Source organism: Amycolatopsis sp. cmx-4-54, from assembly GCF_046548895.1.
Lineage (GTDB): Bacteria > Actinomycetota > Actinomycetes > Mycobacteriales > Pseudonocardiaceae > Amycolatopsis.
The window spans coordinates 502,827-528,426 of record NZ_JAEBEJ010000005.1 but is presented as its reverse complement, the minus strand read 5'-3'; the positions used below and the strand labels follow the sequence as shown (position 1 = coordinate 528,426).

At 69.5% G+C, this 25,600-nt stretch carries 28 protein-coding genes; 10 read left to right on the top strand and 18 right to left on the bottom strand.

Annotated features, from left to right (window positions below):
* Positions 1 to 25: 25 nt before the first annotated feature.
* Positions 26 to 514: an anthrone oxygenase family protein gene (locus ACLJQ7_RS19665; protein ID WP_410649630.1), complete on the top strand. Its 489-nt coding sequence runs from the start codon at positions 26 to 28 to the stop codon at positions 512 to 514.
* Here ACLJQ7_RS19665 and kstD read toward each other — a convergent pair.
* The 5 genes from kstD to ACLJQ7_RS19640 all read right to left on the bottom strand — a co-directional run bounded on the left by kstD (position 502) and on the right by ACLJQ7_RS19640 (position 5,491).
* Positions 502 to 2,256: a 3-oxosteroid 1-dehydrogenase gene (gene kstD / locus ACLJQ7_RS19660; protein WP_410649629.1), complete on the bottom strand. Its 1,755-nt coding sequence runs from the start codon at positions 2,254 to 2,256 to the stop codon at positions 502 to 504. The genes ACLJQ7_RS19665 and kstD overlap by 13 nt on opposite strands.
* Positions 2,257 to 2,387: 131 nt before the next feature.
* Entirely contained in the window at positions 2,388 to 3,425 is a 1,038-nt protein-coding gene (locus tag ACLJQ7_RS19655) for an LLM class flavin-dependent oxidoreductase (protein ID WP_410649628.1), read from the bottom strand.
* Positions 3,425 to 3,943, bottom strand: coding sequence for an SRPBCC family protein (locus ACLJQ7_RS19650; protein WP_410649627.1), 519 nt, complete (start codon positions 3,941 to 3,943; stop codon positions 3,425 to 3,427). Before ACLJQ7_RS19650 ends, ACLJQ7_RS19655 begins: the two co-directional genes overlap by 1 nt.
* A gap of 48 nt (positions 3,944 to 3,991) precedes the next feature.
* Positions 3,992 to 4,507 (bottom strand): winged helix-turn-helix transcriptional regulator, encoded by a 516-nt coding sequence (locus ACLJQ7_RS19645; protein ID WP_410649626.1) that lies wholly within the window; start codon positions 4,505 to 4,507, stop codon positions 3,992 to 3,994.
* A gap of 60 nt (positions 4,508 to 4,567) precedes the next feature.
* Positions 4,568 to 5,491, bottom strand: a complete 924-nt coding sequence (locus ACLJQ7_RS19640; protein ID WP_410649820.1) for a tetratricopeptide repeat protein — start codon at positions 5,489 to 5,491, stop codon at positions 4,568 to 4,570.
* A gap of 540 nt (positions 5,492 to 6,031) precedes the next feature.
* Between ACLJQ7_RS19640 and ACLJQ7_RS19635 the strand changes: the two genes are divergently transcribed.
* Positions 6,032 to 6,445 carry an SsgA family sporulation/cell division regulator gene (locus ACLJQ7_RS19635; protein ID WP_410649625.1) on the top strand — a complete coding sequence of 138 codons (414 nt, stop codon included), beginning with the start codon at positions 6,032 to 6,034 and terminating at the stop codon, positions 6,443 to 6,445.
* A gap of 50 nt (positions 6,446 to 6,495) precedes the next feature.
* On the opposite strand, the gene fgd is transcribed toward ACLJQ7_RS19635, so the two are convergent.
* From fgd to ACLJQ7_RS19610, 5 genes are all read right to left on the bottom strand, one after another.
* Positions 6,496 to 7,500, bottom strand: coding sequence for a glucose-6-phosphate dehydrogenase (coenzyme-F420) (gene fgd / locus ACLJQ7_RS19630; protein WP_192745079.1), 1,005 nt, complete (start codon positions 7,498 to 7,500; stop codon positions 6,496 to 6,498).
* A 348-nt stretch (positions 7,501 to 7,848) separates the two neighbouring features.
* Positions 7,849 to 8,325 (bottom strand): DIP1984 family protein, encoded by a 477-nt coding sequence (locus ACLJQ7_RS19625; RefSeq protein WP_410649624.1) that lies wholly within the window; start codon positions 8,323 to 8,325, stop codon positions 7,849 to 7,851.
* Between the two features lie 43 nt (positions 8,326 to 8,368).
* The gene (locus tag ACLJQ7_RS19620) at positions 8,369 to 8,896 is read right to left on the bottom strand and encodes a hypothetical protein (protein WP_410649623.1); all 528 of its coding nucleotides are present in this window, start codon (positions 8,894 to 8,896) and stop codon (positions 8,369 to 8,371) included.
* A gap of 17 nt (positions 8,897 to 8,913) precedes the next feature.
* Positions 8,914 to 9,330 carry a CBS domain-containing protein gene (locus tag ACLJQ7_RS19615; RefSeq protein WP_410649622.1) on the bottom strand — a complete coding sequence of 139 codons (417 nt, stop codon included), beginning with the start codon at positions 9,328 to 9,330 and terminating at the stop codon, positions 8,914 to 8,916.
* Positions 9,331 to 9,391: 61 nt separating this feature from the next.
* On the bottom strand, positions 9,392 to 10,585 hold the full coding sequence (locus tag ACLJQ7_RS19610) for a zinc-dependent alcohol dehydrogenase (RefSeq protein WP_410649621.1): 1,194 nt from the start codon (positions 10,583 to 10,585) through the stop codon (positions 9,392 to 9,394).
* A 90-nt stretch (positions 10,586 to 10,675) separates the two neighbouring features.
* On the opposite strand from ACLJQ7_RS19610, the gene ACLJQ7_RS19605 reads away from it, so the two are divergent.
* On the top strand, positions 10,676 to 11,035 hold the full coding sequence (locus ACLJQ7_RS19605) for a VOC family protein (protein WP_410649620.1): 360 nt from the start codon (positions 10,676 to 10,678) through the stop codon (positions 11,033 to 11,035).
* A 144-nt stretch (positions 11,036 to 11,179) separates the two neighbouring features.
* Here the strand turns inward: ACLJQ7_RS19605 and ACLJQ7_RS19600 are convergent, their stop codons facing one another.
* Positions 11,180 to 11,380, bottom strand: coding sequence for a hypothetical protein (locus tag ACLJQ7_RS19600; protein WP_410649619.1), 201 nt, complete (start codon positions 11,378 to 11,380; stop codon positions 11,180 to 11,182).
* Between the two features lie 134 nt (positions 11,381 to 11,514).
* On the opposite strand from ACLJQ7_RS19600, the gene ACLJQ7_RS19595 reads away from it, so the two are divergent.
* Positions 11,515 to 12,021, top strand: coding sequence for a GNAT family N-acetyltransferase (locus ACLJQ7_RS19595; protein WP_410649819.1), 507 nt, complete (start codon positions 11,515 to 11,517; stop codon positions 12,019 to 12,021).
* On the opposite strand, the gene ACLJQ7_RS19590 is transcribed toward ACLJQ7_RS19595, so the two are convergent.
* Positions 11,946 to 12,881 carry a DMT family transporter gene (locus ACLJQ7_RS19590; RefSeq protein ID WP_410649618.1) on the bottom strand — a complete coding sequence of 312 codons (936 nt, stop codon included), beginning with the start codon at positions 12,879 to 12,881 and terminating at the stop codon, positions 11,946 to 11,948. The two genes, ACLJQ7_RS19595 and ACLJQ7_RS19590, sit on opposite strands and share 76 nt — an antisense overlap.
* 389 nt (positions 12,882 to 13,270) lie before the next feature.
* Here ACLJQ7_RS19590 and ACLJQ7_RS19585 point away from each other — a divergent pair, with 389 nt between their 5' ends.
* Positions 13,271 to 15,541, top strand: coding sequence for a tetratricopeptide repeat protein (locus ACLJQ7_RS19585; RefSeq protein WP_410649617.1), 2,271 nt, complete (start codon positions 13,271 to 13,273; stop codon positions 15,539 to 15,541).
* A 139-nt stretch (positions 15,542 to 15,680) separates the two neighbouring features.
* On the opposite strand, the gene ACLJQ7_RS19580 is transcribed toward ACLJQ7_RS19585, so the two are convergent.
* A complete protein-coding gene (locus ACLJQ7_RS19580) occupies positions 15,681 to 16,889 on the bottom strand; it encodes a cytochrome P450 family protein (RefSeq protein WP_410649616.1) in 1,209 nt (402 codons plus the stop codon).
* Positions 16,890 to 17,036: 147 nt separating this feature from the next.
* Here ACLJQ7_RS19580 and ACLJQ7_RS19575 point away from each other — a divergent pair, with 147 nt between their 5' ends.
* A complete protein-coding gene (locus tag ACLJQ7_RS19575; RefSeq protein ID WP_410649615.1) occupies positions 17,037 to 18,524 on the top strand; it encodes a diguanylate cyclase in 1,488 nt (495 codons plus the stop codon).
* Between the two features lie 14 nt (positions 18,525 to 18,538).
* Here ACLJQ7_RS19575 and ACLJQ7_RS19570 read toward each other — a convergent pair whose 3' ends face one another.
* Entirely contained in the window at positions 18,539 to 19,486 is a 948-nt protein-coding gene (locus ACLJQ7_RS19570) for a phosphatase PAP2 family protein (protein ID WP_410649614.1), read from the bottom strand.
* A gap of 110 nt (positions 19,487 to 19,596) precedes the next feature.
* Here ACLJQ7_RS19570 and ACLJQ7_RS19565 point away from each other — a divergent pair, with 110 nt between their 5' ends.
* The 4 genes from ACLJQ7_RS19565 to ACLJQ7_RS19550 all read left to right on the top strand — a co-directional run bounded on the left by ACLJQ7_RS19565 (position 19,597) and on the right by ACLJQ7_RS19550 (position 23,060).
* Complete coding sequence (locus tag ACLJQ7_RS19565) at positions 19,597 to 20,289, top strand: response regulator (RefSeq protein ID WP_410649613.1); 693 nt, start codon at positions 19,597 to 19,599, stop codon at positions 20,287 to 20,289.
* A complete protein-coding gene (locus ACLJQ7_RS19560; protein ID WP_410649612.1) occupies positions 20,286 to 21,698 on the top strand; it encodes an ATP-binding protein in 1,413 nt (470 codons plus the stop codon). Before ACLJQ7_RS19565 ends, ACLJQ7_RS19560 begins: the two co-directional genes overlap by 4 nt.
* Positions 21,695 to 22,192 carry a hypothetical protein gene (locus ACLJQ7_RS19555; protein WP_410649611.1) on the top strand — a complete coding sequence of 166 codons (498 nt, stop codon included), beginning with the start codon at positions 21,695 to 21,697 and terminating at the stop codon, positions 22,190 to 22,192. Before ACLJQ7_RS19560 ends, ACLJQ7_RS19555 begins: the two co-directional genes overlap by 4 nt.
* A 196-nt stretch (positions 22,193 to 22,388) precedes the next feature.
* Entirely contained in the window at positions 22,389 to 23,060 is a 672-nt protein-coding gene (locus tag ACLJQ7_RS19550) for a hypothetical protein (protein ID WP_410649610.1), read from the top strand.
* On the opposite strand, the gene rnhA is transcribed toward ACLJQ7_RS19550, so the two are convergent.
* The 4 genes from rnhA to ACLJQ7_RS19530 are packed head-to-tail and all read right to left on the bottom strand — an operon-like array spanning position 23,057 to position 25,535.
* The gene (gene rnhA / locus ACLJQ7_RS19545) at positions 23,057 to 23,539 is read right to left on the bottom strand and encodes a ribonuclease HI (protein ID WP_410649609.1); all 483 of its coding nucleotides are present in this window, start codon (positions 23,537 to 23,539) and stop codon (positions 23,057 to 23,059) included. The two genes, ACLJQ7_RS19550 and rnhA, sit on opposite strands and share 4 nt — an antisense overlap.
* A 21-nt stretch (positions 23,540 to 23,560) precedes the next feature.
* Positions 23,561 to 24,751: a DNA polymerase IV gene (dinB, locus tag ACLJQ7_RS19540; RefSeq protein ID WP_410649608.1), complete on the bottom strand. Its 1,191-nt coding sequence runs from the start codon at positions 24,749 to 24,751 to the stop codon at positions 23,561 to 23,563.
* A 45-nt stretch (positions 24,752 to 24,796) separates the two neighbouring features.
* Positions 24,797 to 25,090 carry a putative quinol monooxygenase gene (locus ACLJQ7_RS19535; protein ID WP_410649607.1) on the bottom strand — a complete coding sequence of 98 codons (294 nt, stop codon included), beginning with the start codon at positions 25,088 to 25,090 and terminating at the stop codon, positions 24,797 to 24,799.
* A 25-nt stretch (positions 25,091 to 25,115) separates the two neighbouring features.
* On the bottom strand, positions 25,116 to 25,535 hold the full coding sequence (locus ACLJQ7_RS19530) for a DUF6010 family protein (RefSeq protein ID WP_410649606.1): 420 nt from the start codon (positions 25,533 to 25,535) through the stop codon (positions 25,116 to 25,118).
* Positions 25,536 to 25,600: the final 65 nt, after the last annotated feature.

The window sequence follows — 25,600 nt, the reverse complement described above, 5'->3', positions numbered from 1 at the left end:
AACCCAAGCCGTTATATTTGACAGCATGTCAAAGCTAAGCCTTGCAACCGGTATCGCTCTCCTGTCGACAGGGCTGCTCGCGGGAGCGTTCGGGTACGGCATGGTCAACGTCGCCGCCACGTTCGACGTCGTCCCGCTCGACGTGCGGCTGACCTTCCACGCGGCGCTGATGCAGCGGAACGGCGTCGTCATGCAGACCGCGATGGCGCTCGCGGCGATCAGCTCGCTCGCGCTCGCCTTCCTGAGCCGAGGACGGGCACGACAGCTGGCCGGCGCCGCAGCGGCATTGGCGGTGACGGCGTTCCTGGTCACCCGCTTCGGGAACGTGCCCATCAACGGCCGGATCAAGGTTTGGGCGGTCACCTCGGCGCCGGCCGACCACGCGGCGATCCTCGATCAGTGGGAGACCTACAACGTCGTCCGGACCGTCGCCGCGCTCACCGCTTTCGTGCTCGTCATCGCCGTTTCACGGCTCAAGCTCGCCGACCGCGTCCTCGTAGCTCAGCCGGGCTGATCCGCGAGATCGTTCGCCGCGACATACCCGAAGGTCATCGCCGGACCGATCGTCGATCCGGCACCCGCGTAACTGTTGCCCATCACCGCCGCGCTGGCGTTCCCGGCGGCGTACAGGCCCGGGATCACCGAGCCGTCCGCCCGCAGGACCCGCGCCCGCGCGTCGGTGCGCATCCCGCCCTTGGTGCCGAGGTCACCCGGCACGATCTTGAAGGCGTAGAAGGGCGGCTCCCAGAGCGGCGCGAGGCACGAGTTCGGCAGGACGTGGGGATCGGTGTAGTAGTGGTCATAAGCGCTGTCGCCCCTGCGGAAATCATTGTCCACACCGGACAGTGCCTGTCCGTTGAACCGGGTGACCGTGGCTCGCAACGCCTGGGGCGGGACGCCGATCGCGCTGCCGAGCGACTCCACGGTCCACGCCTTCTTGACCGCTCCCGCCGAATACCACTCGCCGGGAAACGGCAACAGCGGCGCGACGTCGCGGAAGAGATACCGGTTGCGGTAGTGCTGGTCGACGACCAGCCACGCGGGAATGGTGGGCGACGTCGGGTTCCGGTCGTACATCGTGTGCACGACGTCGCTGTAGGGCGCCGCTTCGTTGACGAATCGCTTGCCCGCCGCGTCCACCATCAGCCCGCCGGGCAGGGTCCGCTCGGCGAGGCAGAAGTACGGTTCGCCGGGGAGCGGGATCGCCGGCCCCCACCAGGCGTCGTCCATCAGATCCAGTGCCGCTCCGGCACGCTTCCCCGCCAGGATCCCGTCCCCGGTGTTGGACCGGGCGCCGACCGTCCATTGTGTACCGATCGGCTGGCGCTGGTATTCCGCTCGCATGGCGGCGTTGTGCTCGAACCCGCCGGAGCCGACGATGACGCCGCGCCGCGCCTTCACCACGCCCGCCGCGACGGTCACCCCGGTGACCTTCCCGTTCTCGATGACGAGATCGGTCAGCGGCGTGTTCAGCCAGACCGGGACCCCTGCGCGCTGCAACCCGGTCCGCAGTCCCGCGGCCAGCGACTGGCCCATGGTGAGCGGTTTCTGCCCGGCCAGCGCGGCGGCCGTGCCGCGCGCGAGGCAGGTGGCCGCCACCGCGGCGCCCTTCGGGTTGACCGCGGCCAGTGCGAGCCATTTGTAGTCGGCGCTGAAGACGACCATCCCCGCGGGCGTGGCGAGGTAGGGCTGGTTCAAGTTGGCCAGTTCGGCGCCGAGGAGGTTCCCATCGAGCTGGTCGGGCTCGATCGAGCGGCCGTCGGGCATTCCGCCGGGCAGCTCCGGGTAGTAGTCGCTGTAGCCCTCCATCCAGCGGAACCGCAACGGGCTGTTGGCCATCACGAACGACAGCATCGCGGGGCCGTTGGCGAGGAACGCCTGTTGCCGCGAGGCGGGGATCGACGGGCCGACCACGGCGGCCAAGTACCGTGCGGCCTGTTCCGGGGAGTCGCGGACGCCGGCGGCGGCCAGCACCGGATTGCACGGAATCCAGATCCCCGCCCCGGACCGCGCGGCCGAACCACCGAACTTCGCCGCCTTCTCCAGCACCACGCAGCTGAGCCCGCGTTTCGCCGCGGTCAGCGCGGCGGTCATCCCCGCCGCGCCCGCCCCGACCACGACGACGTCGTACTCGCCGAGCACCGCTGAGGCGGCCGCGGCGGCCGATGCCGTCCCGCCCAGCGGCAGTCCCGAAGCGAGCGCGAGCCCGGTGCCGAGCAGGACCTGGCGCCGGGACAGACCGGAATCGGAACTCATGAATCCTCCTCGCGTGGGGATCGAGCGAGGTCATGTTCTCCGGACGGCGGGCAAAAGTGAAACAAGTTCTACCCGCTTGGAGCAGGCGGGACCCGCCGCGCTCGGCCGGCCACCTCAACCGGCGCGGACATTCAGCCCAGCGCGCGGACCAGTTCCAGCGCGCGGCCGAGGGTGGTGAGCCGATCGGCGACCGTCTCCCCCGCCGGGTACAGCCGGACCGTGTCGACGCCGGCGTCCCGCCAGACGCGCAGCCGTTCGGCGACCATCGGTTCGGTGCCGATCAGCGTCGTGCCGAGCACCATCTCGTCGGTCACCAATGCGGCGGCGCCTTCCCGGTCGCCCGCCTGCCAGCGCTCCCGTACCGCCGCGGCCGCCTCGGCCCAGCCTTGCCTGCTGTAGGCGTTGTTGTAGAAGTTCGTCTTCGCCGAACCCATCCCGCCGAGACTGAACGCGAGTTCGGCCTTGCGGCCCGCGACCATCCCGCGCAGCTCGTCCTCGTCCGCGGCGAAAGCGACCTCGGCACCTTGGCAGACTTCGAGGTCCGCCCGCGTTCGGCCCGCCTTCGCGAGCCCTGCGTCGAGATGCGAGAAATAGGCCTGCGCCCCCTCGGGGACGAAACTGGTGCCCAGCCAGCCGTCCGCGATCTCACCGGTCAGCTCCAGCAGCTTCGGCGAGAGCGTGGCCAGATGGATCGGGATATCCGGATTCGGCGCCGTCGACAGCCGCATCGGCTTGCTCTCGCCCGGCAGCGGGATCTCGAATGCCTTGCCGGAGAACGAGATCTTCTCCCCCGCGAACGCCTGGCGGATGATCGCGACCGTTTCCCGCATCCGGGTCAGCGGCCGGGCGAACGGAACCCCGTGAAGGCCCTCGATCACCTGTGGCCCCGACGCGCCGAGCCCGAGGGCGAACCGGCCGCCGGAGAGCTCCGAGAGGGTCAGCGCGGTCTGCGCGACCGCCACCGGGGTCCGGGTGCCGAGCTGGATGATGCCCGAGCCGAGCCGGATCCGTTCGGTCCGCGCCGCGAGATAGCCGAGCACGGACGGCGCGTCCGAACCCCACGCCTCGGCGACCCAGCATTCGTCGAGACCGAGCTTTTCCGCCTCCAGCACGAAATCCAGCGTCTCCCGCCAGCCGCGGGAGGCCTCGACCGTGGTCGCCGTCCGCATCACGCGCCATCCGCCTCGGCGCGCTCCTTGATCGCGGCGAGGGTCCCGGTCATCGCGTTCTCGAACTCGCGCAGCCGGACGAAGACGATCTTCTCCTCCTTGTCCGGCATCTGGTCGATGGCCAGCGAGAGTCCCGACCGTCCCGGCCCCACCTGCATCCACTGCCGGAGCTTCGTCCCGCCGTTCTCGGGTTCCAGCGTGAAGCGCCACAGTGCGGTCGGCGTTTCGGGATCCTGCACCGCCCAGGCGAAGACGCGCGGCGCCTCGCATTCGACGACATACGACGTGGTCTGCCATTCACCGAACGCGTCGTGCCTGCTGTGGCCGACGAACCGCCTGCCGACCGCGGGCGCGCCCTCCGCGCCATCGCACCACTCGACCGAGCGGACTTCCTGGCTCATCTCGGACATCAGCCGCACATCGGACACGATCGACCAGACCCGCTCCGGTGCGGCGTCGACCCACGCCTGCACCTCGACCGTCGGCTTGTCGGCGTACTTGGCGCCCGTCCACTCCATCGTGGTCACCCTCCCCTGCCCGTGACCTCGATAGTTGCGTAGATGGACTTATGTTGTCAAACCCTCCTGCGTGGCGAATCGGCGTACGACGTCGGGGCGGCTCGCGAGCTTGGGCGGGTAGCCATCGCCGAGCCGCGCCCGCGTGTTCTCCGCGGTGAGCGGCCGGGCGCAGTGCGCGCAGACGACCTCCGCGTGGGTGTCCTGCCCGCAGGTCTCGTGGTGGAGGGTGATCGGCGGCCCGTCGTCCCCGGAGAGCCAGCGGTCGCCCCAGCGGGTCATGGCGGCGAGCACCCCGTAGAAATCCGAGCCCTTCTCGGTCAGCACGTAGTCGTAACGGACGGGGTCGGCCTGGTAGGCGCGCTTTTCCAGCAGCCCTTCCGCGACCAGGCGGCGCAGCCGGTCGGCGAGGGTGTTCCGCGCGATGCCGAGCTGCTGCTGGAACTCGTCGAACCTGCGGATCCCGTAGAACGCCTCCCGCAGGACCAGCGGCGTCCACCAGTCGCCGAGCAGGTCCATGGTGCGCGCGATCGAACACGGCCACTGCGCGAACGAAGTCCGTTTCATACCCGCGAGCCTACGCCCGGCGAAATCGATCCGGTCATTCCCACACCCATTCTCCGACGCTCAGGCACTGGCCCGAAATGTTGCGATCCGGTCAAGGATATCTCGCGCGTTAATATCGCCCACTCGCTTCCGCACGCTTTCCGACAGCGGCCGTAAACGATCTCTTGTCCGCGCGGAACGGATTCCGTCCGCGATGTCCATCGCGGCGAGACCGACCTCCGCCGCCCGGTCGAGATCGCCCTCCAGCGCGTGGTCGACGGCGAGCCAGATCATCGTCAGCGACCGGCTGCGCACCATGTCCGGCCCGTAGCCCTCGATGGCCTCGGTGAGCGCGGGAATGGCCTTCCGGCTGTGGCGGACGTCGACGAGCCTGGCGAGTTCGGTGCGCACCGTGCCGATCATCGCGGCCAGGTCGGTGGCCGTGAAGAAAGCCGACCACGACGGGACCGCATCGCCCGCGGAGTCCGCGAATTGTTCCGGTGCAAGGGAAATCTTGTCGAGCGTCTGACGGACGTCACCGAGCAGCGCGTAGGCCCACGCCTCGTTCGCCGACAGGATCGCCTGTGACAGCGGCCGTCCGGCGCGGCGTGCCGCGACCTGTCCATGGTCGAACTGCTCGAGCGCCTCCGACGGCGACCGGTGATGCAGGTACATCCGGCCGAGCCGGTAGCGGATGTTGGCGAGGAGGTCGTCGTCGCCCGCCTCCGCCGCGAGATCGAGCGCGCGCCGGAAGTGCCGCTCCGCGCGTGCGGGGCGGCCCGAGTCGAATTCCGTCCAGCCCTTGAGGTTGTGCAGATCCGCGACCACACCGGCCAGCCGCCTGGCCACCGGGTCGGACATCATCCCGCGCCGCAGCGCGGCGCCGTACGGTTCCAGCACGCGCAGCAGCTCCCGGCAGGACCCGCCGCCTTCCCGGTAGTCGCGCGCCCGGAGCGCGGCGATCACGCCCTCCAGCCGGTCGATGTCGGCCTGCCCGACGCGCATCGGGAGCCGGTCAATCACGGTGGCGCTCCTGCACGCGCGGCACCGCCGGCGAGGTGCCGTAGCCCGGCGGCGGCGGAACGCGTCCGGGCATCGTCCGGCCGCCGGACCCTTGATTCGCTTTCCGCCGCGCGCGGTCTTCCCTGGGAATGACGACGGTGATTCGTACGCCCATTACCGCTTCCTCCCGATCCGCAACGATCACGCTCGCCGAGGTCCAGGACGAAAGCCACGCCGGTCTCCTGGAAATATTTGAACGACGCTTGCTGATGTTAAACCGCCAAGAATACGGTTTCACTCCGCCAAACGGCTGCCCGTATTTCCTTCATCGGAATATGCACGTGCGCATTCTCTTTCTTTTGCACGGATGGTCACCTTTTCCGCTTGCTCACCCCACGTGCCCAGCGAAGACGGTGCGTGAGCACGTGAGACGCAGCTCTCAGCCGAACGTGTGAACCTTGTCAACTCGGGTCACGAAAAGGCTTCACATTGCGTTATCCATAGCTGAAGATCAACAGCAACCGAACGTAAGGGGCTGAAGCATTGGACAGGGAAAGCGACCTCATCCGGGGGACGATCGTCTTCGGTCTGCGCACTTTCGGTGCGGACCCGCTCCCCGTGCGGGCCGACGTCGAATACGACCCCGAAGACCCGTACGCCGTCGTGGTGGCCTACCACTCGGGCGGTGGGACGGTGCGCTGGATGTTCGGCCGCGATCTCCTCGCGGACGGGCTCCTCACCCCATCAGGTGAAGGCGACGTGATCATCAGCCCGGCCGACGACACCGCGATCGTGATTTTCGCGCTCAGCGCGCCCGACGGCTGCGCGGTTCTCGAAGCGCCCGCGCAGGAGCTGGCCGAGTTTCTCGACCGCACCTACGACGTCGTGCCCGCCGGCTCCGAGCCGGAATGGTTTGACTTCGACCAGGAGATCGGCAAGCTCGTCACCGAGTCCTGAGGGAAGCCCCGTGGCGGCACCGCCCCCGCGATGCCGCCGTCCGCGCCGGGTCAGCCGAGTTCGCGGAGCCCCGGGACGACCTGTTCGGAGAACGAGCGCAGGAACCGCTCCTGGTCGTGGCCGGGACCGTGGAAGACGAGGTGGTTGAAGCCCGCCTCGACGTACGGCTTGATCTGCTCGACGGCGTCCGCCGGGTCGGAAGTGACGATCCAGCGGCGGGCGACCTGCTCGATCGGCAGCGCGTCCGCGGCCTTTTCCATCTCCGCCGGGTCCTCGATACCGGCCTTCTGCTCCGGCGTCAGTGAGAGCGGCGCCCAGAACCGGGTGTTCTCCAGCGCTTGCGCCGGATCCGGGTCGTAGGACAGCTTGATCTCGATCATCTTGTCGATGTCGCCGGTGCTGCGGCCGACCTGCTCCGCGCCTTCCGCCACCGCCGGCAGCAGCTTCTCGGTGTAAAGCTCCATGCCCTTGCCGCTGGTGCAGATGAAGCCGTCACCCTGCTTGCCGACGTACTTCGCCATCACCGGGCCACCGGCCGCGATGTAGATCGGCACGCCGCCCTCGGGGCGGTCGTACACGGTGGCGTCGGTGGTCTGGAAGTACTCGCCCTCGAACGTGACGCGCTCCTCGGACCACAGCTTGCGCATCAGCTCGATCGCCTCGCGCAGCCGCGCGAACCGCTCCTTGAACGCCGGCCACTCGATGCGGGCCACCGCGACCTCGTTGAGGGCCTCACCGCTGCCGACGCCGAGCAGCACCCGGCCCGGGTACAGGCTGCCGAGGGTGCCGAACGCCTGTGCCACCACGGCCGGGTTGTACCGGAAGGTCGCCGTCAGCACGCTGGTGCCGAGCACGACCCGCTCGGTGCGCTCGCCGACCGCCGCCATCCACGCGAAGGAGAACGGCGCGTGCCCGCCCTGGTGCCGCCAGGGCTGGAAATGGTCGCTGACCATCACGCTGTCCAGCCCGACCTGCTCGGCGAGCACGGAGTACTCGACGAGGTCGCGCGGGCCGAATTGCTCGGCCGACGCCTTGTAACCGATCTTCAGTGCCATCCGGGGTCACCACCTGGGCTCTTGGGTTGTTCCGCTTTTCACCTTGGCACAGAGTCGATCAGCTCCGCCCATGCCTCGACGAGGTGAAGAGTGTCGGGAACACCACTGTGTCACCGGGAATGGCCACCGGGACTGCGCATGGAAAGACCCCGTACCCGCCCTCGCCCTCCGGGACCGGCACGTGGTGATGAACTGTGCCGTTTGCGCCGTCACCTGTGCGTGGTGCTGGGCGGAGTTGTGATCGGGGAGTCGAACCCCACGCTGCCCGCCACGTACCAGGAGGTGGGCCGGAGTACCGCCGGCCCTCGGCTTGTGCCCGCTTCCCGGAGGGCTACCTGCTTTCCACGTTCAATCCAGGAGGTCGGTCTCCCAGTTGGTGCGCTGGATCTCGACGTCGACCGTGCGGATCTCCCCCGCGACCCGGTCCGCGCGCGACCGCAGCTCCGCCACCGGGAGCGCGGAGAGGTACCGCAGCTCCGACCGGAGCTGGCGGCCGTAGCCGCCCTGATTGCGCCCGGCCGCGGCGTCGGCGGCCGCGGTGAGGACGCCGTGCCGGAGCCGGAGGACGTCGCGGCGCGCGATCGCGTCGGTGATCGTGCCCTCCCCGAGCGGGGTCGCGGCGTTGGTCCGGTTGATCCGCCGGATCAGCGATTCCAGTTCGTCCAGCGCGGTTTCGGCCTCGACGAGCAGGGCGGACGCGTCTTCCGACGGTTCCTCGCCCTCCTGGTGCCGCGCGTTGTCGACGATCCGGGAGCGCAGTGCCTCCACCTTCTTGGTCGCGTCGGCGCGCAGCGCGAGCGCTTCGGCCAGTTTGACCCGGGACATGCCGGGAATTATCACCAAGCTCGACGACCGCCGCATCCGGTTTTCAGCCCGCCAGGGAATGTCTCCGGTAGGACGAGTCCGGCTCGGTGAACTCGATCCCGTTCTCGTCCAAGGCGTTGAAGACGGTGAACCGGCCTCGCGGGAAGACGAAACCGAGCGCCACCATGCCGTTCGCCATGTCCCGCGTTGCGCAGTCGAGCAGCTCGACGTCCTGGAGCACCTGACCCTCCAAAGCGGACAGTTCCGGGTAGACGTCCTGCCGCCACCGCAGCGGGCTGGGCTCGGCCGGGTCGCCCCAGTCCCATTCGGACCTGCCGTACGGGTCGATCGTGTTCCAGGTCAGGGAAAGCTCGTCGAACTTCCAGTGCGTGATCTCCAGCCGTTCCGCACCGAAGTCCACCACCACGGGCGCGTCCGAGAGCCACTCGGCGTACTCGACGAACCAGGTGAGGTGGACGCGCTGGAGCCGCTCACCCACCAGTGCACGCAAACGATCCCCGTGGGCTCTCCGGATCGTCTCGAGTCCGGAGAGCCACACGGGTTCGTAACCCTCGATGTCGAAGAACGCCACCGAAGGAGTATGGCGGGTCAGTCGTAGGACAGTGCTTCCACCAGCTCGCCGCTGTCCGGGTTGGGCAGCGCCCTCGCCACGTCGGCCTGCGCCACGATGCCGACGAGCTTGTGGCCGTCGATCACCGGCAGCCGCCGGACCTTGTGGTTCGCCATGGTGCGCATGATCTCCTCGGCGTCGTCGTCCGCGCCGATCGTCACCGCCTCGCCCTGAGCGAGTTCCGAGGCGTGCAGCGCCCTCGGGTCCTTGCCTTCGGCGAGCACCTTCACCACGATGTCGCGGTCGGTCAGCATGCCCTGGAGCTTGCCGTCCTCACCGCAGATCGGTAACGCGCCCACGGACTCGGCGGCCATCTTCTTCGCCGCGTCAAGGACGGTTTCGGACGCGGACACGCAGGTAGTGCCCGCGGTCATGATCTCTCGTGCCGTGGTCATCGCATCGCTCCTTTCGTCGGGATTCCGCAGACCGGATACCCGGCATCCGCGTGCAGACACCTCAACCCGACGACGGCTCCAGCAGGATCTTGACCGCGCCGTCCTGCTTCTTCTGGAAGATCTCGTAGGCGTGCGGCGCCTCCGCCAGCGGGAGCTTGTGCGTCGCGAAACCCTCGACGCCGAGCGGGTCGGCGGAGTCGGTGATCAGCGGCATGATGTCGTCGATCCAGCGCCGGACGTTGGCCTGCCCCATCCGCAGGGTGATCTGCTTGTCGAACAGCTCCATCATCGGCAGCGGGTCGACCATGCCGCCGTAGACACCGCTCAGCGAGATGGTGCCGCCGCGCCGCACGCAGTCGATGGCCGCGTACAGCACGCTGAGCCGGTCGATCGCGGCCTTTTCGGTGATCTTCGCGCCGATCGGATCGGGCAGGAGGGCGACGAGATTCTGCGCCAGCCGCCCGACCGGGGCGCCGTGCGCCTCCATCCCGACGGCGTCGATCACCGAATCCGCTCCCCGGCCGCCGGTGGCCTCGCGGATGACGTCGCCGAGGTGCTTGTGTTCACGCGTGTCGTAGGTGACGACGCCGGCCGCGGCGGCCTTCGCGAGCCGTTCCGGCACCAGGTCGATGCCGATCACCTTGCCCGCGCCCCGGTGTTTCGCGATGCGGCAGCAGAACTGGCCGATCGGGCCCAGCCCGAAGACCACCACCGTGCCGCCTTCGGGGATGTTCGCGTAGTCGACGGCCTGCCAAGCCGTGGGCACGACATCGGAGAGATACACGAACCGCTCGTCCGGCGGGCCGTCCGGCACCTTGATCGGACCGTAGTGCGCCTGCGGGACGCGCAGGTATTCGGCCTGGCCACCCGGGACCTGGCCGTAGAGCTTGGTGTAGCCGAGCAGCGCCGCGCCCTTGCCGCGGTCGGTGACCTGCGTGGTCTCGCACTGCGACTGAAGGCCGCGGTCACACATGAAGCAGTGGCCGCAGGAGATGTTGAAAGGGACCACGACACGGTCGCCGGGTTTCAGGTTCGTGACCCCGGACCCGACCTCTTCGACGACGCCCATGGGCTCGTGCCCGAGGATGTCACCCTCGTCGATGAAGGCACCGAGGACCTCGTAAAGGTGCAGGTCGGAACCGCAGATACCGGTCGAGGTGATCCGCACGATCGCGTCGGTCGGTTCGACCAGTTTCGGATCCGGGACGGTGTCCACCCGGACATCGCGTTTCCCGTGCCAGGTGACGGCCTTCATGGTGCTCCCTTCGGCGAGTGGCTCTGCTCCCCCGCCGGATGCCCGTCCGCGCATCCGGCAAACCTCGCCGTTCCGTGCCACCGTGGAACCATGCGAACCCGGATGCTCGCCGTCACCGTCGACTGCCGTGAGGCCGAAGCGCTGGCCGCGTTCTGGAAGGAAGCACTCGGCTACCCCGAGACCGAACGGTGGACCGACGGCCACGGGGTGACCTACGTCGAGTTGAAGAGCCCCGACGTGCCGAGCCTGCTCTTCCAGCCGGTCCCCGAGGGGAAGTCGGGCAAGAACCGGCTACACCTCGACATCGCGCCCATCGAACTCGAGCAGCGCGAGGAGGTCGCCCGGCTCGTTTCACTCGGCGCGAAGATCCTCGAAGACCCCGAGTCGGACCCCTGGGTCGTCATGGCAGACCCGGAAGAGAACGAATTCTGCGTGCTGCCGCGGCGCTGACCCTGCCCGCCCGGTCCGCCCGCCCGGTCCGCCGGTCCGTGAAGGCCTCCTTGAGGGACTCTGGGTCCCTCAAGGAGGCCTTCACGGACTCGACGATCGCCACACGCGGCCCACAAGCATCAGCAACGCGCGTGAAGGCTGCCCTCAGGCGGCCTCGTCGTCGGTCCGGATCGACCGATCGTAATGCAACCCCAGCATCTCCAGCAGCATCCGGCAATCCGTCGCGTCGCGGGCGTTCGCGACCACCGCTTCGGTCGCCTTGCGCAGCACCGCCGCCCGCACCGCGGTCGCCCCACCGTCGACCAGTTCCTCCACCGGACGTATTCCCTCGAACGGGTTCCCCATGACCCACCTCCGTCGTCCCTTTCGTTGATACCCGATTCCGACGGCGAAAGCCCCCGCGTTCTTGCGGTTCCGGCGGCGCCCCAGCCGGTTTCTCCCTAGACTGGCGCCATTCGGACGAGCGGACGGAGCGGGAACTGACCACCGAGTTGCGCGGGGAGTTCGTGACCCTGACCCCGGTCACCGAGGCCCATGTCCCGGACCTGCGGCGGATCCGCGGCACGGCCGAGGTCGGGGCGCGCTGGGGTTCGGTCGACGACTCCCCCACCTGGCCGTTCGACGACCCCACGACGGCCTGCTTCACGGTCTTGGAAGGGGGCGTCGTCCGCGGCTTCGTCCAATACGGCGAAGAGGACGACCCGATGTACCGGCACGCCTCGGTCGACCTCTTCCTCGACCCGGCGGCCCACGGCCGCGGGCTGGGCACGGACACCGTCCGCACGATGGCGCGGTATCTCCTGCACGATCGCGGGCACCATCGGCTCGTGATCGACCCCGCCGTGGACAACGACGCCGCCATCCGCTGCTACAAGGCCGTCGGTTTCCGCGAGGTCGGGGTGATGCGCGGCTACGAACGCGACACCGACGGCGAAGGCTGGCACGACGGACTGCTGATGGACTTGCTCGCCGAAGACCTCACGTAACGGGTCAGGGCGACCCCGAGCAGCACCACGGCCATCCCGGCGAGCACCCGCGGGCCGAGTTCCTCGCCGAGCACGAGCGCGCCCAGCGCGACCGAGACGACCGGCAGCAGGTAGCCGACGGTCGCCGCGGAGGTCGCGCCTTCGTCGGCGATGAGCCGGTAGTTGAGGTAGAAGGTGACGCCGGTGCCGAAGATTCCGAGGACGACGACGGCGACCACCGCAGTCACGTTCAGCGGTCCGGACGGGGCGGCGTCGAACGGCAGCGCGAGCGCGCTCAGCCCGGTGGCGGTCAGCAACTGGGCGGCGGAGATCGCGATCGGACCGCCCTCGCCGACGAGTTTCCTTCCCATGTAAGCGAAAGCGATCGCGTAGCTGATACCGGCGCCGAGCAGGGCCAGTGTCCCCCAGCCCAGCAGACCGCTCTTCTGCCACGGCGCGAAGATCAGCAGGATGCCGCCGAATCCGAGGGCCAGGCCGCCGACGCGGATCACGGTGATCCGGCGTTCGGTGCCGATCCCGATGCCGATCAGCAGTGACCACAGCGGGGTCGTCGCGTTCATCACCCCGGCGACACCGGAGTCGACGGTCAGTTCACCGATGCTGAACAACGCGAACGGCAAGGCGTTGCAGAAGAAGGCGGCGACGAGGAGCCTGCCCCAGATCCGACGGCCGCGCGGGAGACGTTGCCCGGCCAAGCGGCTCAGCACGAGGAGGACGGCCGCGCCGAGCGCGCAGCGGATGACGGTCACCTGAACGGGTGGCAGCCCGGTCAGGGCGAGCTTGATCCACAGGAACCCCGATCCCCACAACAGGGCGAGAACGCCCATCCGGGTCAGGGTTCCCGGCGCGCCGATGCTCACTTCGTTCCTTTCGCCAGGCCGCTCGATACCTCTCCAAGCTGCCTCGGGCGACTCATCAGGACAAGTGAAAAGATCTACACCGACGTTAAGCGGTCCTAAATGTTCCGAAGGGTCACGGCCGTGACCGCCGGGAAAGGCGGCCACGGCCGGCTTCCGAGGAGATCACTACTCGCCCGGTTGCGCGCAAGGCGGAACAGGGCCTGCTCACATTTCGCGGTCGCGCATGATCCACCTCCCTTTCCACTGGCGCACCGGTGGGGAACGGGCGCGTTCCCGCCCAGTTTGGGGGCAGTCTTCGCACCCGCGCACACCCGGTGGCCGTGTTGTGACCCAGGCAATGGGAGGGTTGTGGCACCATCTGCCGCGCAGCGGGGAGAAAGGTGCTTCTGGTGACCGAGAATTCCGGCTCGGCCAGATCCGGGGAGACCGGTAAGGCACGCCCGGTCTCGACGGCCGCGCTGACCTTCGGGCGCGCGTTGCGGCAACGGCGGCAGGCGCGCGGGCTGGCGTTGCGGGAGCTTCAGAAAACCGCCTATGTCGACAAAAGTCTCATCAGCCGGGTCGAACGCGGGCTCACCCCGCCGAGCGCGGAATTCGCCGAAGCCTGCGATCGCGCGCTGGACGCGGGCGGCGCCCTGATCGTGCTCGCCGAAGCCGCCCGCGCGGAACCCTATGTGCACCTTCCCCCGGCGCCGGACCATTTCGTCGGCCGGGCGGAACAGTTGGCGCTGCTGGACGAAAAGATCTTCACCGAAGCGGCCAAGGTGGTCTTCGTGGCCGGGCCGCCCGGCGTCGGGAAGACCGCGCTCGTCCTGAATTGGGCGAACCGGCGGCAAGAGGAGTTCGACTGCGTCCTCTGGTCCGATCTTCGCGGTTATGCGGCGGGTTCTCCCGCGCAACCCGCCGACATCCTCGACGACCTCCTGCGCTGCGTCGGTGTCCGCCCCGATCGCGTTCCCGCCGAGGAACACATGCGGCTCGCGCTCCTGCGGGGCCTGTTGCGCGGTCAGCGCACGCTCGTCGTGCTGGACAACGCCCTCGACTCGCACCAGGTGCGGCCGGTGCTGCCCGGTACCCCGGACACCACCGTGCTGATCACCAGCAGGCGACGGTTGTCCGGGCTGGTCGTCGGCACCGGTGCGGTCCAGGTTTCCTTGGAGCCACTGCAAGATCTCGAAGCGGCGCGGCTCATGGCCGACCTCATCGGCGACGAACGCGCGGCAGGCGACCCCGAAGGTGTCGGCAGGCTCGTCCGGCTGTGCGCGGCGCTGCCGCTCGCGGTGAACATCGCCGCCGAACGGGTCGCCACGCATCCCCATCAGAGCGTCGGCGACCTCGCCCGTGAACTCGTCGCCGAGGGGCGACGGCTGGAACTGCTCGCGGTCGACGACGACGCCGTCGGGGTCCGGGCCGCGTTCAGCTGGTCGTATCGCGCGCTGGAGACCGACACCGCCCGGATGTTCCGGCTGCTCGGCCTCCATCCCGGGCCGCGGTTCACCGCGGGCGCGGCGGCCGCGCTCGCCGGTCTGCCGGAACACGACGCGCGTCGGCTGCTCGACAAGCTCGTGCACGCGCATCTCGTCCAGCAGGTCGGTGCCCGGTATTACCGGTTCCACGATCTGCTCCGCGTCTACGCCGCCGAAGAGGCCGCCGCCGCGCGTTGGCGGGACGAGCGGGAGGCGGCGGTCTCCCGGCTGACCCACTGGTACCTCTACGCCGCCAACGCGGCGAGCTGGACGCTGACCCCGGCCCGCGACCACCACATCGACCTGGGGCCCGCGCCCGAAGGCGTCGAGCCGCTCCGGTTCGCCACGTTCGACGAGGCCTACATCTGGTGCGCGTCGGAGATGCCGAGCATCACCGGCGTCGCCCGGCTGGCGCTGGACCACGGCCTGTACGAGATCGGCTGGCGGCTGCCGGTGGAACTGTTCGACTACCACCTGCTCGGCAGGCCGTGGCAGACGTGGATCTCCAGCCACGAGGTGGCGATCGAGTCCGCGGAGGCGGGCGGGGACCTCGGCGGGCTGGCGTGGTCGGCGATCAACCTCGCCGAGGCGCACCGCCGGCGCGGCGACCTCGACCGCGCGCGCGAGCTGTTCGGCCGGGCCGTCGAGCTCTCGGAGGAGATCGGTGAGAACCCGAGCCTCGGCTGGGCTCTGGTCGGGCTCGGCAACATCGCGCACGAGCGGGAGGACTACGCCGAAGCCGTGCGGCTCGTCGAGCAGAGCGTGGAGGTGAACGCCCGGATCGGTTACCGGCTCGGTGAAGCGACCGCGCGGGTGCACCTCGGCCGCGCGTACCGCGACCTCGGCGAGCGGGACCTGGCCCTTGATCACGGCCTGCGCGCCTTCGACGCCTACGCGAAGGACGCCGACCAGCACGGCATGGGGTTCGCCCTGGTGCCGCTCGCCAGGACCTGCCGCCGGTTCGGCGATCTCGAGCAGGCCCTCGGGTACTGCGAACAGGCGCTGACCGCCTACCGGAACTGCGGCGACGTCTGGGGGCAGGCCGACGCGCTCGACGAACGCGGCTGCGCGCTGGCCGCCCAAGGGCACGCCGACGAGGCCATGGCGGTCTGGCGCGACGCGCTCCAGCTCGTCATGGATCTCGACGACCGGAAGGCGAGCGTGCTGCGGGGCCGCCTCGAAGGCGCGGTCTGACCTCAGGGCGCATGCCCGCCTCGGACGACAAGCGTGATTGGACGGACGACACGCGTGATCACATGGACGACAAGCGTGATTGGACGGACGACACGCGTGACGTCCGTTTGCTCACACGAGCCGGCGGACCGGGCGCGGTCTAGAGCTTCACCGGCAGGTGGTGCAGGCCCCGGGTGATCGCGCTCGGCCACCACACGAGCCGGTCCTCGGGCACCGTCAGCGTCATCGAGGGCGCGCGGCCGAACAACGTCTCCAGTGCCGCGGACGCCTGCATCCGCGCGAGCGCGGCGCCGATGCAGATATGCGGGCCGACGCCGAAGGCCACATGCCGCACCGGCCGCTCGCCCGGTCGGAAGGCGAGCGGTTCGGGGTGCACCTCCGGGTCGCGATTGGCCGCCAGCAACGACAACAGGATCGGATCGCCCGCCTCCATCCGCTGCCCGGCGAGTTCCATCGGTTCGGTGACGAAGCGCCAGCTCGTGTTCTGCAGCGGGGTGTCGCGGCGCAAAACCTCCTCGACGACGAGCGTCAGGTGTGCGCCGTCGGCGCGGGCGCGGGCCGCCTCCTCCGGATGCGTGATGAGGGTCAGCGCGGTGGACGCGATGAGGCTGATCGTCGTCTCGTGCCCGGCGATCAGGGTGAGGAACGCCGTCGCGGCGACCTCCTCGCCGGTCAGTTTCCCGGCGGCCTCCTGTACGAGGAGGTCGCTGATCAGGTCCGCCCCCGGTTCGGCGCGTTTGCGGGCGACGACGTCGGCGAGCAGCGCGTCCAGCTCGTCGGTCGCCCGCAGCATCGACGCCATGTCCGTGACGTCGCCGGCGGCGACCACCAGCGCGGGCGGGCGGACCTCGTCCAGCAGGCTGTCCGGGATGCCGATCAGCTCGCAGATCGACCGGATTCCCAGTGGGTACGCGAAATCCTCGACGAGGTCGCCCTCGCCCCGGTCCAGTATCGGGTCGAGCAGTTCGTTCGCGAGCCGATGCGTGCGGTCGCGCATGTGCTGCAACCGCCGCGGGCCGAAAGCGCCGGCGCACGCCTTGCGCAGCCGAGCGTGTTCTTCACCTTCGGCGTTGTTCATATGCCCGATGAGCGTGGGCCGGTGGTCGGCGGGCAGCCCGAGATCGGCCTTGCGCCAGTGGTCCGCCGCGACGGACGGGCATTTGGACAGGCGCGGGTCGGCCATCGCGGAAACGACGTCCGCGTGCCGGGTCAGCAGCCAGGTCCAGGTGTCACCGGGAAGCGGGAGCCGGAACGCGGGGGCGTTCGCCCGGAGCCATTCGTAGGCGGGCGAGGGATCCCTGTCGAACTCCGGGCCGAACAGCACGGGTACCTCGGCGGCGTCAGGCATACGAGCCACGATGCCAGCTCGTGGCGGAACGGCGTCCGGCGAACGCAGATATCGGCCTGTCTCACGCGATCGTCAACGCGGTCCCCCTGTCACCCCCTTGTGGTGACCCAGCAAGATCGAAGCGGGTGCGGTGCGTAACGGTGGGAGGTGACCCTCGTCAGCGAGTTCGGCAAGCACGACCCTGACACGGCCTCGGAGCCCCCGCGCGGTTCGCTCCGGGGTTTCGCCGACACCGTCGGCCTCGCCGCCGCCCGCGTGTGGCGGCTGCGTGGTCGCGCCTGGAACACCCTGCGGCATCCGGCGGGCTGGGAACTGTGGCGGCTGCCGCCCGCGGCGGTCTTCTGGATGCTCGGCACCGAGATCGCCGTCGCGGCTTGGGCGCTGTACAGCGGTTTCAAGGCCTCCGCCACGACCACCGATCTCGTCCGCTTCGGCGTGATCGCGTGCTGCGCGATCTGGTACGTCGTCCAGACACAGCATCCGGAGGAACAGCGCCGGGCCGACGACCGGCGCGGCGAGCACATCGACCAGACCGCCGTCTGGCTGGGCAGCGCGGCCGTCCTGCTGCCGCCCGCGTTGTCGCTCGCGCTGCTGCTGATGGTGCGCGTGCAGCGCTACTCCATCGCGCACAAGGCGATGACGACGTTCCTGTTCACCACCGCCGCGCACGCCGCCTCCATCCTCGGCGTGCACACGATCATCGAACTGACGGCACTGCACACCTGGCTCGAATCGGGCACGCTCCCCCAGCGACCGGGAGACATCGCGGTCGCCGCCGTCGCGCTGGTGGGCGCCGCGCTCTGGTACTTCGCGTCGCAGACGCTCCTGATCAGCATCGCGCGCGGCCTGGCGTGGGGCGGCTGGCGGCGGCAGAAGCTGGTCGGCAGCTGGGCCGACAACGCGGACTTCGTCTACGCGCTGCAACTCGCCGCGTGCACCACGATCCTCGGCGCGGTCAACATCGCGCTGGTGCCGCTGGTGATGATCGGTGTCGCGCTGCGGTCGACCCGGCTCTCGCAGGCGCTGGCGGACACGATCGCGCGCAGCCAGCGTGACCGGAAGACCGGACTGCTGACCGAGGACTCCTTCCACGCGCCCGCGGCCCTGCGGCTGCTCGAAGACCAGACCGGTCGGCGGCCGACGGCGTTCCTGATGCTGGATCTCGACCACTTCAAGCAGTGGAACGACAAGTACGGGCATTCCGGCGGCGACATCGTGCTCGGTTGCGTCAGTGCCGTGCTGCGGCAGAACACCCGCTCCACCGACATCGTCGGGCGCTGGGGCGGTGAGGAGTTCTCGGTACTGCTGCCGGACACCACCCGTGAGGAGGCGACGCGGATCGCCGAGCGGATCCGGGCGGCCGTGGCGAAGACCGCCATCACCGGCCTGACCGAACTCGCCAGCGGGCACGCCACCAACGAACCCCGCGCGGTGGGGCCGATCCACGGTTGCACCGTGTCGATCGGCGTCGGCCTCTCGCCGGAGCACTCGACGGACTACGGCGAGCTGTTCCGTGCCGCGGACGCGGCCATGTACCAGGCGAAACGGAACGGGCGGAACCGCGTAGTCGTGGCACCTTCCGCGGTCCCGCCCTCGCCCCGGACGCCGACGTCGCCGTTGACCCGGGTGGACTGAGGTTCCCGCCTTCGTCAGCGACGGGTCACGAGGCGGGTCTCGAGCAGATCGCCGACCACCCTGGTCTCCACGTCGGTCCGCCGCTCGAACGCGGATCCGCCCAACGGCCACAGCGCGACCAGCACGATTCCCACCGCCGCGCACGCGGCCAGCACCAGCGCGCCGACGAACTGGGCGGCCCCGGCGGTCGCCGTACTGAGCACCGCGAAGCCGATCAGGACGATCACGGTGGGCAGCACCGCGGCCAGCGCGACCAGGGACGTGGGGGTACGGCGCAGGTCCCGGCGCCGGGTGGTCAGCCAGGCGGCGAGCAGACAGGCGAACGACGCCGCCAGCAGGCAGGCACCCGCCGTGTCGCTGAGCCGATGCCAGCCCAGCGCGATGGTCGACGACGCGACCCAGGCGACGGCGACGCCGCCGATCCCGATGATCGCCGGACGGAATCGTTGCGGCAGAACGAAGGCGAGCGCCATCAGGATGGCCATGGCGGCGCTGACGTGCCCGCTGGGGAGACTGTTGTGCCCCGGCCCGCGGCCGCCGTCGGGCAGTTCGGGGCGGACGAGGACGTAGAGCTTGAGCAACTGCGCGGCGACGAGCGGGAGCACGAGGACGCTCAGCGCCGGGATCAGGAGACCGGGTTTGCGCCGGAGCAGCGCCAGGACGACGAGCCCGATCCCGGCGGCGCCGATCACGAGCACCATGTCCTGGTCGCGCAGCGGTCCCGCCCAGTCCATTGTGGACCACTGACCGGACTGCGCGCTGCGGACGACACCGTTCTCCGCGAGCTGCCCGGCCGACGTGTGCACGAAGAGCACATACGTCACGAGGAACGCGACGGCCAGCCCCAGTCCGGTGGCGAGTTGGAACACGGCCCTGGAGAGGGTCCGCCTGGTCTCGGCGTGCCGTCCCGGCAGCGGACGGCGGACGGGGGTCGGCTTCGCTTCGTGGATGAGTAGGGCCATGCGTCTCACTGTCCCCCCGGCGTTTAGCCAAGAGGTCCGGACAATGTCATGGTTCTGCTACAAGATCGAGCCGAGTCGCACACGCGCGGCGACATCCGAATAATGGCGGCGTGGCCAGTGTCCTGTTGATCGAAGACGACGCGTCCGTGCGGGAGGGGCTGGAACTCGCGCTGCGCCGGCAGGCGCACACCGTCCACACCGCCGAGAGCGGTGAGCTCGGGCTGGAGAAACTGCGGGTGTTCCAGCCCGACATCGTCGTGCTCGACCTGATGCTCCCCGGCATCGACGGCTTCGAGACCTGCCGCCGCATCCGCGCGGCGGGTGAGGTGCCGATCATCATGCTCACCGCCCGCAGCGACGACTTCGACATCGTGGCCGGGCTGGAGGCCGGCGCCGACGATTACGTGACCAAGCCGATCGAACCCCGCGTGCTCGACGCCCGGATCCGGGCGGTGCTGCGGCGCGCGGTGAGCGAGCGGCCCGCGAACGACGACGCCGCCGCCGGGGAGCGGCACGGCGGCCTGGTCATCGACCGGGCGGGACTGGTGGTCACGAAGAACGGCGAGCCGGTCTCGCTCACCCCGAACGAGCTGAAACTGCTGCTGGAGCTGTCGCGCACGCCCGGACAGGTCTACAGCCGCCAGCAGATCCTCTCCGCCGTCTGGGATCACGACTACCTCGGCGACTCCCGGCTGGTCGACGCCTGTGTCCAGCGGCTGCGCGCGAAGATCGAAGACGTCCCCGCGAAACCCGAACACGTCCAGACCGTCCGCGGCTTCGGGTACCGGTTCGGCCGTTCATGAGGCTGCTCTCCGGGCTGCGGCCCCGGCTCATCCTGGCCTTCGCGGTGATGACGATCATCGGGGCGGCGGCCGCGGCGGGGGCCAGTTACGTCTCGGCGAGGAACGCGATCCTCAAATCCGTCCAGGACGCCGCGATGGACCAGCTGAAGGACCGGGTCGGCGCCTACGACCGCCCGCTGTCCACGCCACCGACCCAGGACCAGCTCAACGACTTCGCGGGCAGCCTGCGGTTGACCGCCGTCGCTGTCCACGGGAATCTGCGGTCGGTCACCGGCCCGGACGTGACCAGGTTCTCGCCCGAACTGCGGCGGACGGTCGCGGGTGACATCCGGATCCAGTTCCAGCGGCTGGAGCGCGACACCGGCCCCGAACTCCAGGTCGGCCTGCCGGTGCTGACGCGGCGGCCCGACGGTTCGGTGGAGGCCAGCGGTACCGAGGTGTATTCGCTCACCTCGCTCGTCCAGCAGCAACAGGCCATCGACGAACTCGCGAAATCGGCATGGCAGATGGCCGCGCTCGTCCTTCCGCTGGCGGCGGCGCTCGCCCTGCTCGCGGCGAGGCAGGTGCTGAGACCGGTCCGCGCGCTCAACACCGCCGCCGCCCAGCTCGGCGAGGGCAGGCTCGACGTCCGGCTGCCCGCCAAGGGGTCCGACGAACTGGCCGAGCTGGTCACGACGTTCAACAACACCGCCGCCGAACTGGAACGCACCGTCGGCGAGGTGAGAGCCATGGAGGCCGACGCCCGCCGGTTCGTCGCCGACGTCTCGCACGAACTCCGCACGCCGCTCGCGGCGATGAACGCGGTCACCGACGTCCTCGACGAGGACGCGGACACCCTGCCGCCGGACACCGCCGTCGCGGCGCGGCTGGTCTCGGGCGAGACCCGGAGGCTGACCCGGCTGGTCCAGGACCTGGTCGAGATCTCCCGGTTCGACGCGGGCCGCGCCGAACTCGTGCTCGACGAATGGGATCTCGCGACGGCGATCCGGGACAGCCTCGACGCCCGTGGCTGGCGCGAGGGGGAAGATCTGGTCACCGACCTGCCGGAAGGCGTCCTCGCCCGGGTCGACCGGCGGCGGCTCGACCTGATCGTGGCCAATCTCGTCGGCAACGCGTTCCGGCACGGCGCGGCCCCGGTCGAAGTCCGGCTGCGCGCCGGCGACGACGGCGTCACCCTGGCGGTCGAGGATCACGGGCCCGGTATCGATTCCGAGGTCCTGCCGTATGTGTTCGACCGGTTCACCAAGGCCGACACCGCCCGTGCCCGCTCCGAGGGCAGTGGGCTCGGCTTGGCGATCGCGCTGGAGAACGCGCGCCTGCACGGTGGCGACATCACCGCCGCCGACACCGGGCACGGCGCCCGGTTCGTCCTGCGCCTGCCGCACCGGACCGAAGGAAGAACGCGATGAGACGAACCCGGGTACTGCCCGCTCTCGCGGCCGCGACGCTGGTGGCTGCCTGCGGCGTCCAGCCGACCGGCGTCGTCCCCGCCGGGCCCGGCCCGTCGATCCGCGCGACCACGGGAACCTACGTTCGCGCCGGGCTGACACTGTACTTCGTCTCCGACGGCCGGGTCGTCCCGGTGACCCGGCCCAGCGAAGGCTTCATCTCCCCCGAAGGCGCGGTCACGCTGCTGCTGAAGGGACCGACGGATCGGGAGGCCGCCCAAGGACTCACCACGTTCGTCCCGCCGGAGCTGGGGCGGGTCGCGGTGTACCCGGGCGACCCGTCGAGCCTCTCCCTGCCGTTTTCGGTGCACAAACTGTCCAACCAGGCCATCAATCAGCTGGTCTGCACCGTGATCACGGCCTCGGTGGCCACCGGACGGGCCGCGCACTCCCCGGGAGTGAACGTGATTTCGCCGAACGAGAACGTGTACTTCCAATCCTGCAAAGCGGACTGAATTCGTCACTCACAGTGCTCACATAAAACCACTTCTCGTATCTGTACGGGCGTGAGCCTCTTTTGGTTCAACGATCAAGGTAACTGTGGGCGAGCACACTCGGGCGTGACATTGCCGTGTCCTTTTCGTAATGTTGCCCGGAGCTCGCGGCCCCCGACGCGAGTTCCCGTCCCCGAAGTGGTGAGTGATCAGAGAAATGGCCGGCAGACATCGCAAGAACAAGGCTCCGCAGTGGAAGCTCCCCGCGGGTATCGCGGCAGCGGTCGCCACGGCGCTCCCGGCGTCGATGTGGCTGACCACCGTTGGTTCCCCCGACGTCGAAGCGGCCAGTGCCGCGCTCGCGGTGAAGGCTCCCCCGGCCTCCAGCGTGACACCCCCGCCGTCGACCAGCAGCACCCCGCCCTCCAGCACGACGACCACACCGCCGCCCTCGACCTCCTCGGCTCCCCCGAAGCCGACGACGTCGACCAAGGCCCCCGCGCCGGTCAAGAAGACCGTGCCCGCCGCGACGGCGTGTTCCACCGACCTCGCCGGCACCAAACCGCACGTGGCCCAGGTCGGTAACCACGTCAAGGCGAAGTTCGGCGTCAAGACCGTCGGCGGTGTCGCCGGCCGGGCGAACGCCAGCGACCACCCCTCCGGTCTCGCGCTGGACTTCATGGTGGACACCGCCACCGGCAACGCCATCGCCGAGTACCTCATGGCCAACCAGAAGGACTTCGGCGTCAGCTACGTCATCTGGCGCCAGCGCTACAACGACGGCAGCGGCTGGGACACCATGGAGGACCGCGGCGGCGCGACCGCCAACCACATGGACCACGTCCACGTGTCCTTCGCCAAGAGCGCCAAGGTGAACGTCAGCTGCTAACGCTTCCGGGCGGGCCGCTCGCCGGGCTGGATCACCGGTCGTCCGACGACCTCTTCCACGCCTTTGACGGCGAGCCGGTCCGCCCGCTCGTTCTCCGGATGCCCGGCGTGGCCCTTGACCCAATGCCATTCGACATCGTGCCGTGAGGCGGCTTCGTCGAGACGGCGCCACAGATCGGCGTTCTTGACCGGCGTCTTGGCCGAGGTCGTCCAGCCGTTGTTCTTCCAGTTCCGCACCCAGCTGGTGATGCCGTTCCGGACGTAGGTGCTGTCGGTGTAGATGTCGACCGTGACCCGGCGCTTCAGGCTTTCCAGCGCCTCGATGGGCGCGGTCAGTTCCATCCGGTTGTTCGTGGTCGGCCCGGGATCCCCGCCGTAGATCTCCTTCTCGACGGTGCCGTACCGCAGCACCGCGCCCCACCCTCCCGGCCCGGGATTCCCGCTGCACGCGCCATCGGTGTAGATCTCGACTTCCGCCACCGGGACACCCTAGCGACGGGTTCAGTCCGGCAGCAGCGGTACCCACGGCCGCTCGGCCTGCCCGAGATGCACCGCGCGCGTGATGGATTTCGACCCGAACCGGTCCCGGACGGTGTCGAGCGTCGAATCGAGCGCGTCCCTCGGCTTCGCCCCGAACGGCAAGGCCAGCTGGATCGCGTCGTCCTTCGACAGGTTCGTGAGCGCGAGCCCGATCAGCGTGAGCCCGCGTTCGTCGATCAGCGGTCTCGCCGCCGCGAGCAGGTCACGAGCCGCCGCCACGATCGCGCCGGTCTGTTCGGTCGCCTCCATGAGGGTGTGCGAACGCGTCGCCTTCGTGAAATCGGCGAACCGCATCCGCAGCACGACGGTGCGGCACACCCGGTGCGCCGCCCGCAGACGACGGGCGAGGCGATCGGCCAGCGTCAGCAGCATCGCGTCGAGCTCGGCGGGGGACCGTGGCCTGCTGCCGAGCGCGTGCTGCGCCCCGATCGACCGGCGACGGCGGCCCGTCTGCACGCGGCGAGGGTCGTCGTTGTGGGACAAGGCGTGCAGGTGGGCGCCGACGCCGCGGCCGAGCATCCGGACGAGTTCCTTCTCCCCGAACCCCTCCATCTGCCCGACCGTCGTCACGCCTCGCTCGCGGAGCTTCCGCGCCGTCACCTTGCCGACACCCCACAGCCGCTCGACCGGAAGCGGGTGCAGGAACTCCAGCTCCTTGTCGTGCGGCACGACGAGGAGACCGTCGGGTTTCGCGACGCCGCTGGCCACCTTCGCGAGAAACTTCGTCCTGGCCACGCCCACGGTGATCGGCAGGCCGACCTGCTCCAGGACGTCCTTGCGCAGCTTCGCCGCGATCCGGCTCGGCGTACCCGCGATCTTCAGCAGCCCGCCGACGTCGAGGAAGGCCTCGTCGATCGAAATCCCTTCCACGAGCGGGGTCGTGTTGCCGAAGACCTCGAAGACCGCCTTGCTCGCCGCCGAATACGCGCGCATCCGGGGCGGGACCACGATCGCGTCGGGGCACAACCGCCGCGCCTGACCGCCGCCCATCGCCGTGCGGACGCCGAACGCCTTGGCCTCGTAACTGGCCGCCAGCACCACACCGCCGCCGACGATGACCGGCCGCCCTCGCAACTTCGGGTCGTCACGCTGCTCGACCGACGCGTAGAACGAGTCCAGGTCGGCGTGCAGGATGGGCCCCTCGGTCGTCATAGAACATATGTTCGCATCAAACGGCTCAGCGGCCAAGCTCCCGGCTCAGTCGAACGGCGGCCCGGAGTGGGAAACCCGGTGCTTGAAGACCTCCCCGTCCCGGATCTCGGCGGAGTACGCCGGCCTCGGCGAGATCGCGCGCCAGGCGTTCAGCACCTCCTCCGACTCCCAGTACTCGAAGATGTTCACCCGGCCCGGTTCGAGCGGGTCCGCCGAGATCACCACGTCGAGACACCCGGGGTGGGCCCGCGCCTTCTCGACGATCACCTGGTGCCCGGCCACGTGCCGGTCCCGTTCCGCCGGGTCGACGTACACCTTGCCCGCCACGATCACCGTCATCTCGATATCCCTTCGTCCGATCGATTCACCCCACCGACGAACGCGGACGACGGAGACCGACACGGGCGCGGACGAAATCCGTCACCGATCTTCCACCGGCGAAACACCAGATCGCGATCACCGGGTCGCAGATCGCGCAGCCGAACGACGAATGCTCGGCGAACGGGATGATCGGGGCGCCCTTGAGGTGGTGGACGACGTCCCAGCCGGTGTGCAGCAGCCAGGCGATGCCGATGAACGTCCAGGATTCGAGGCCGCGGTAAGCCACGTAGGTCACGAGCGCGGTGAACGCGAACTCCCAGATCCCGAGGCCGCCGCCGCTCAGATAGGCGGCGCCCGCCCCCGCCACCATGACCGCGTTGAAGCGGCGGCGGTGCGGTTCGTGGATCAGCGACATCAGCACGACGTAGACGAGGCCGACGAGAATCGGCGCGATGATCATCATGGCTCGACGCTAGAACCGGCCGGGACCCCCTCCCAGTGGCGTGAACGACGCCTTTCAACGGGATC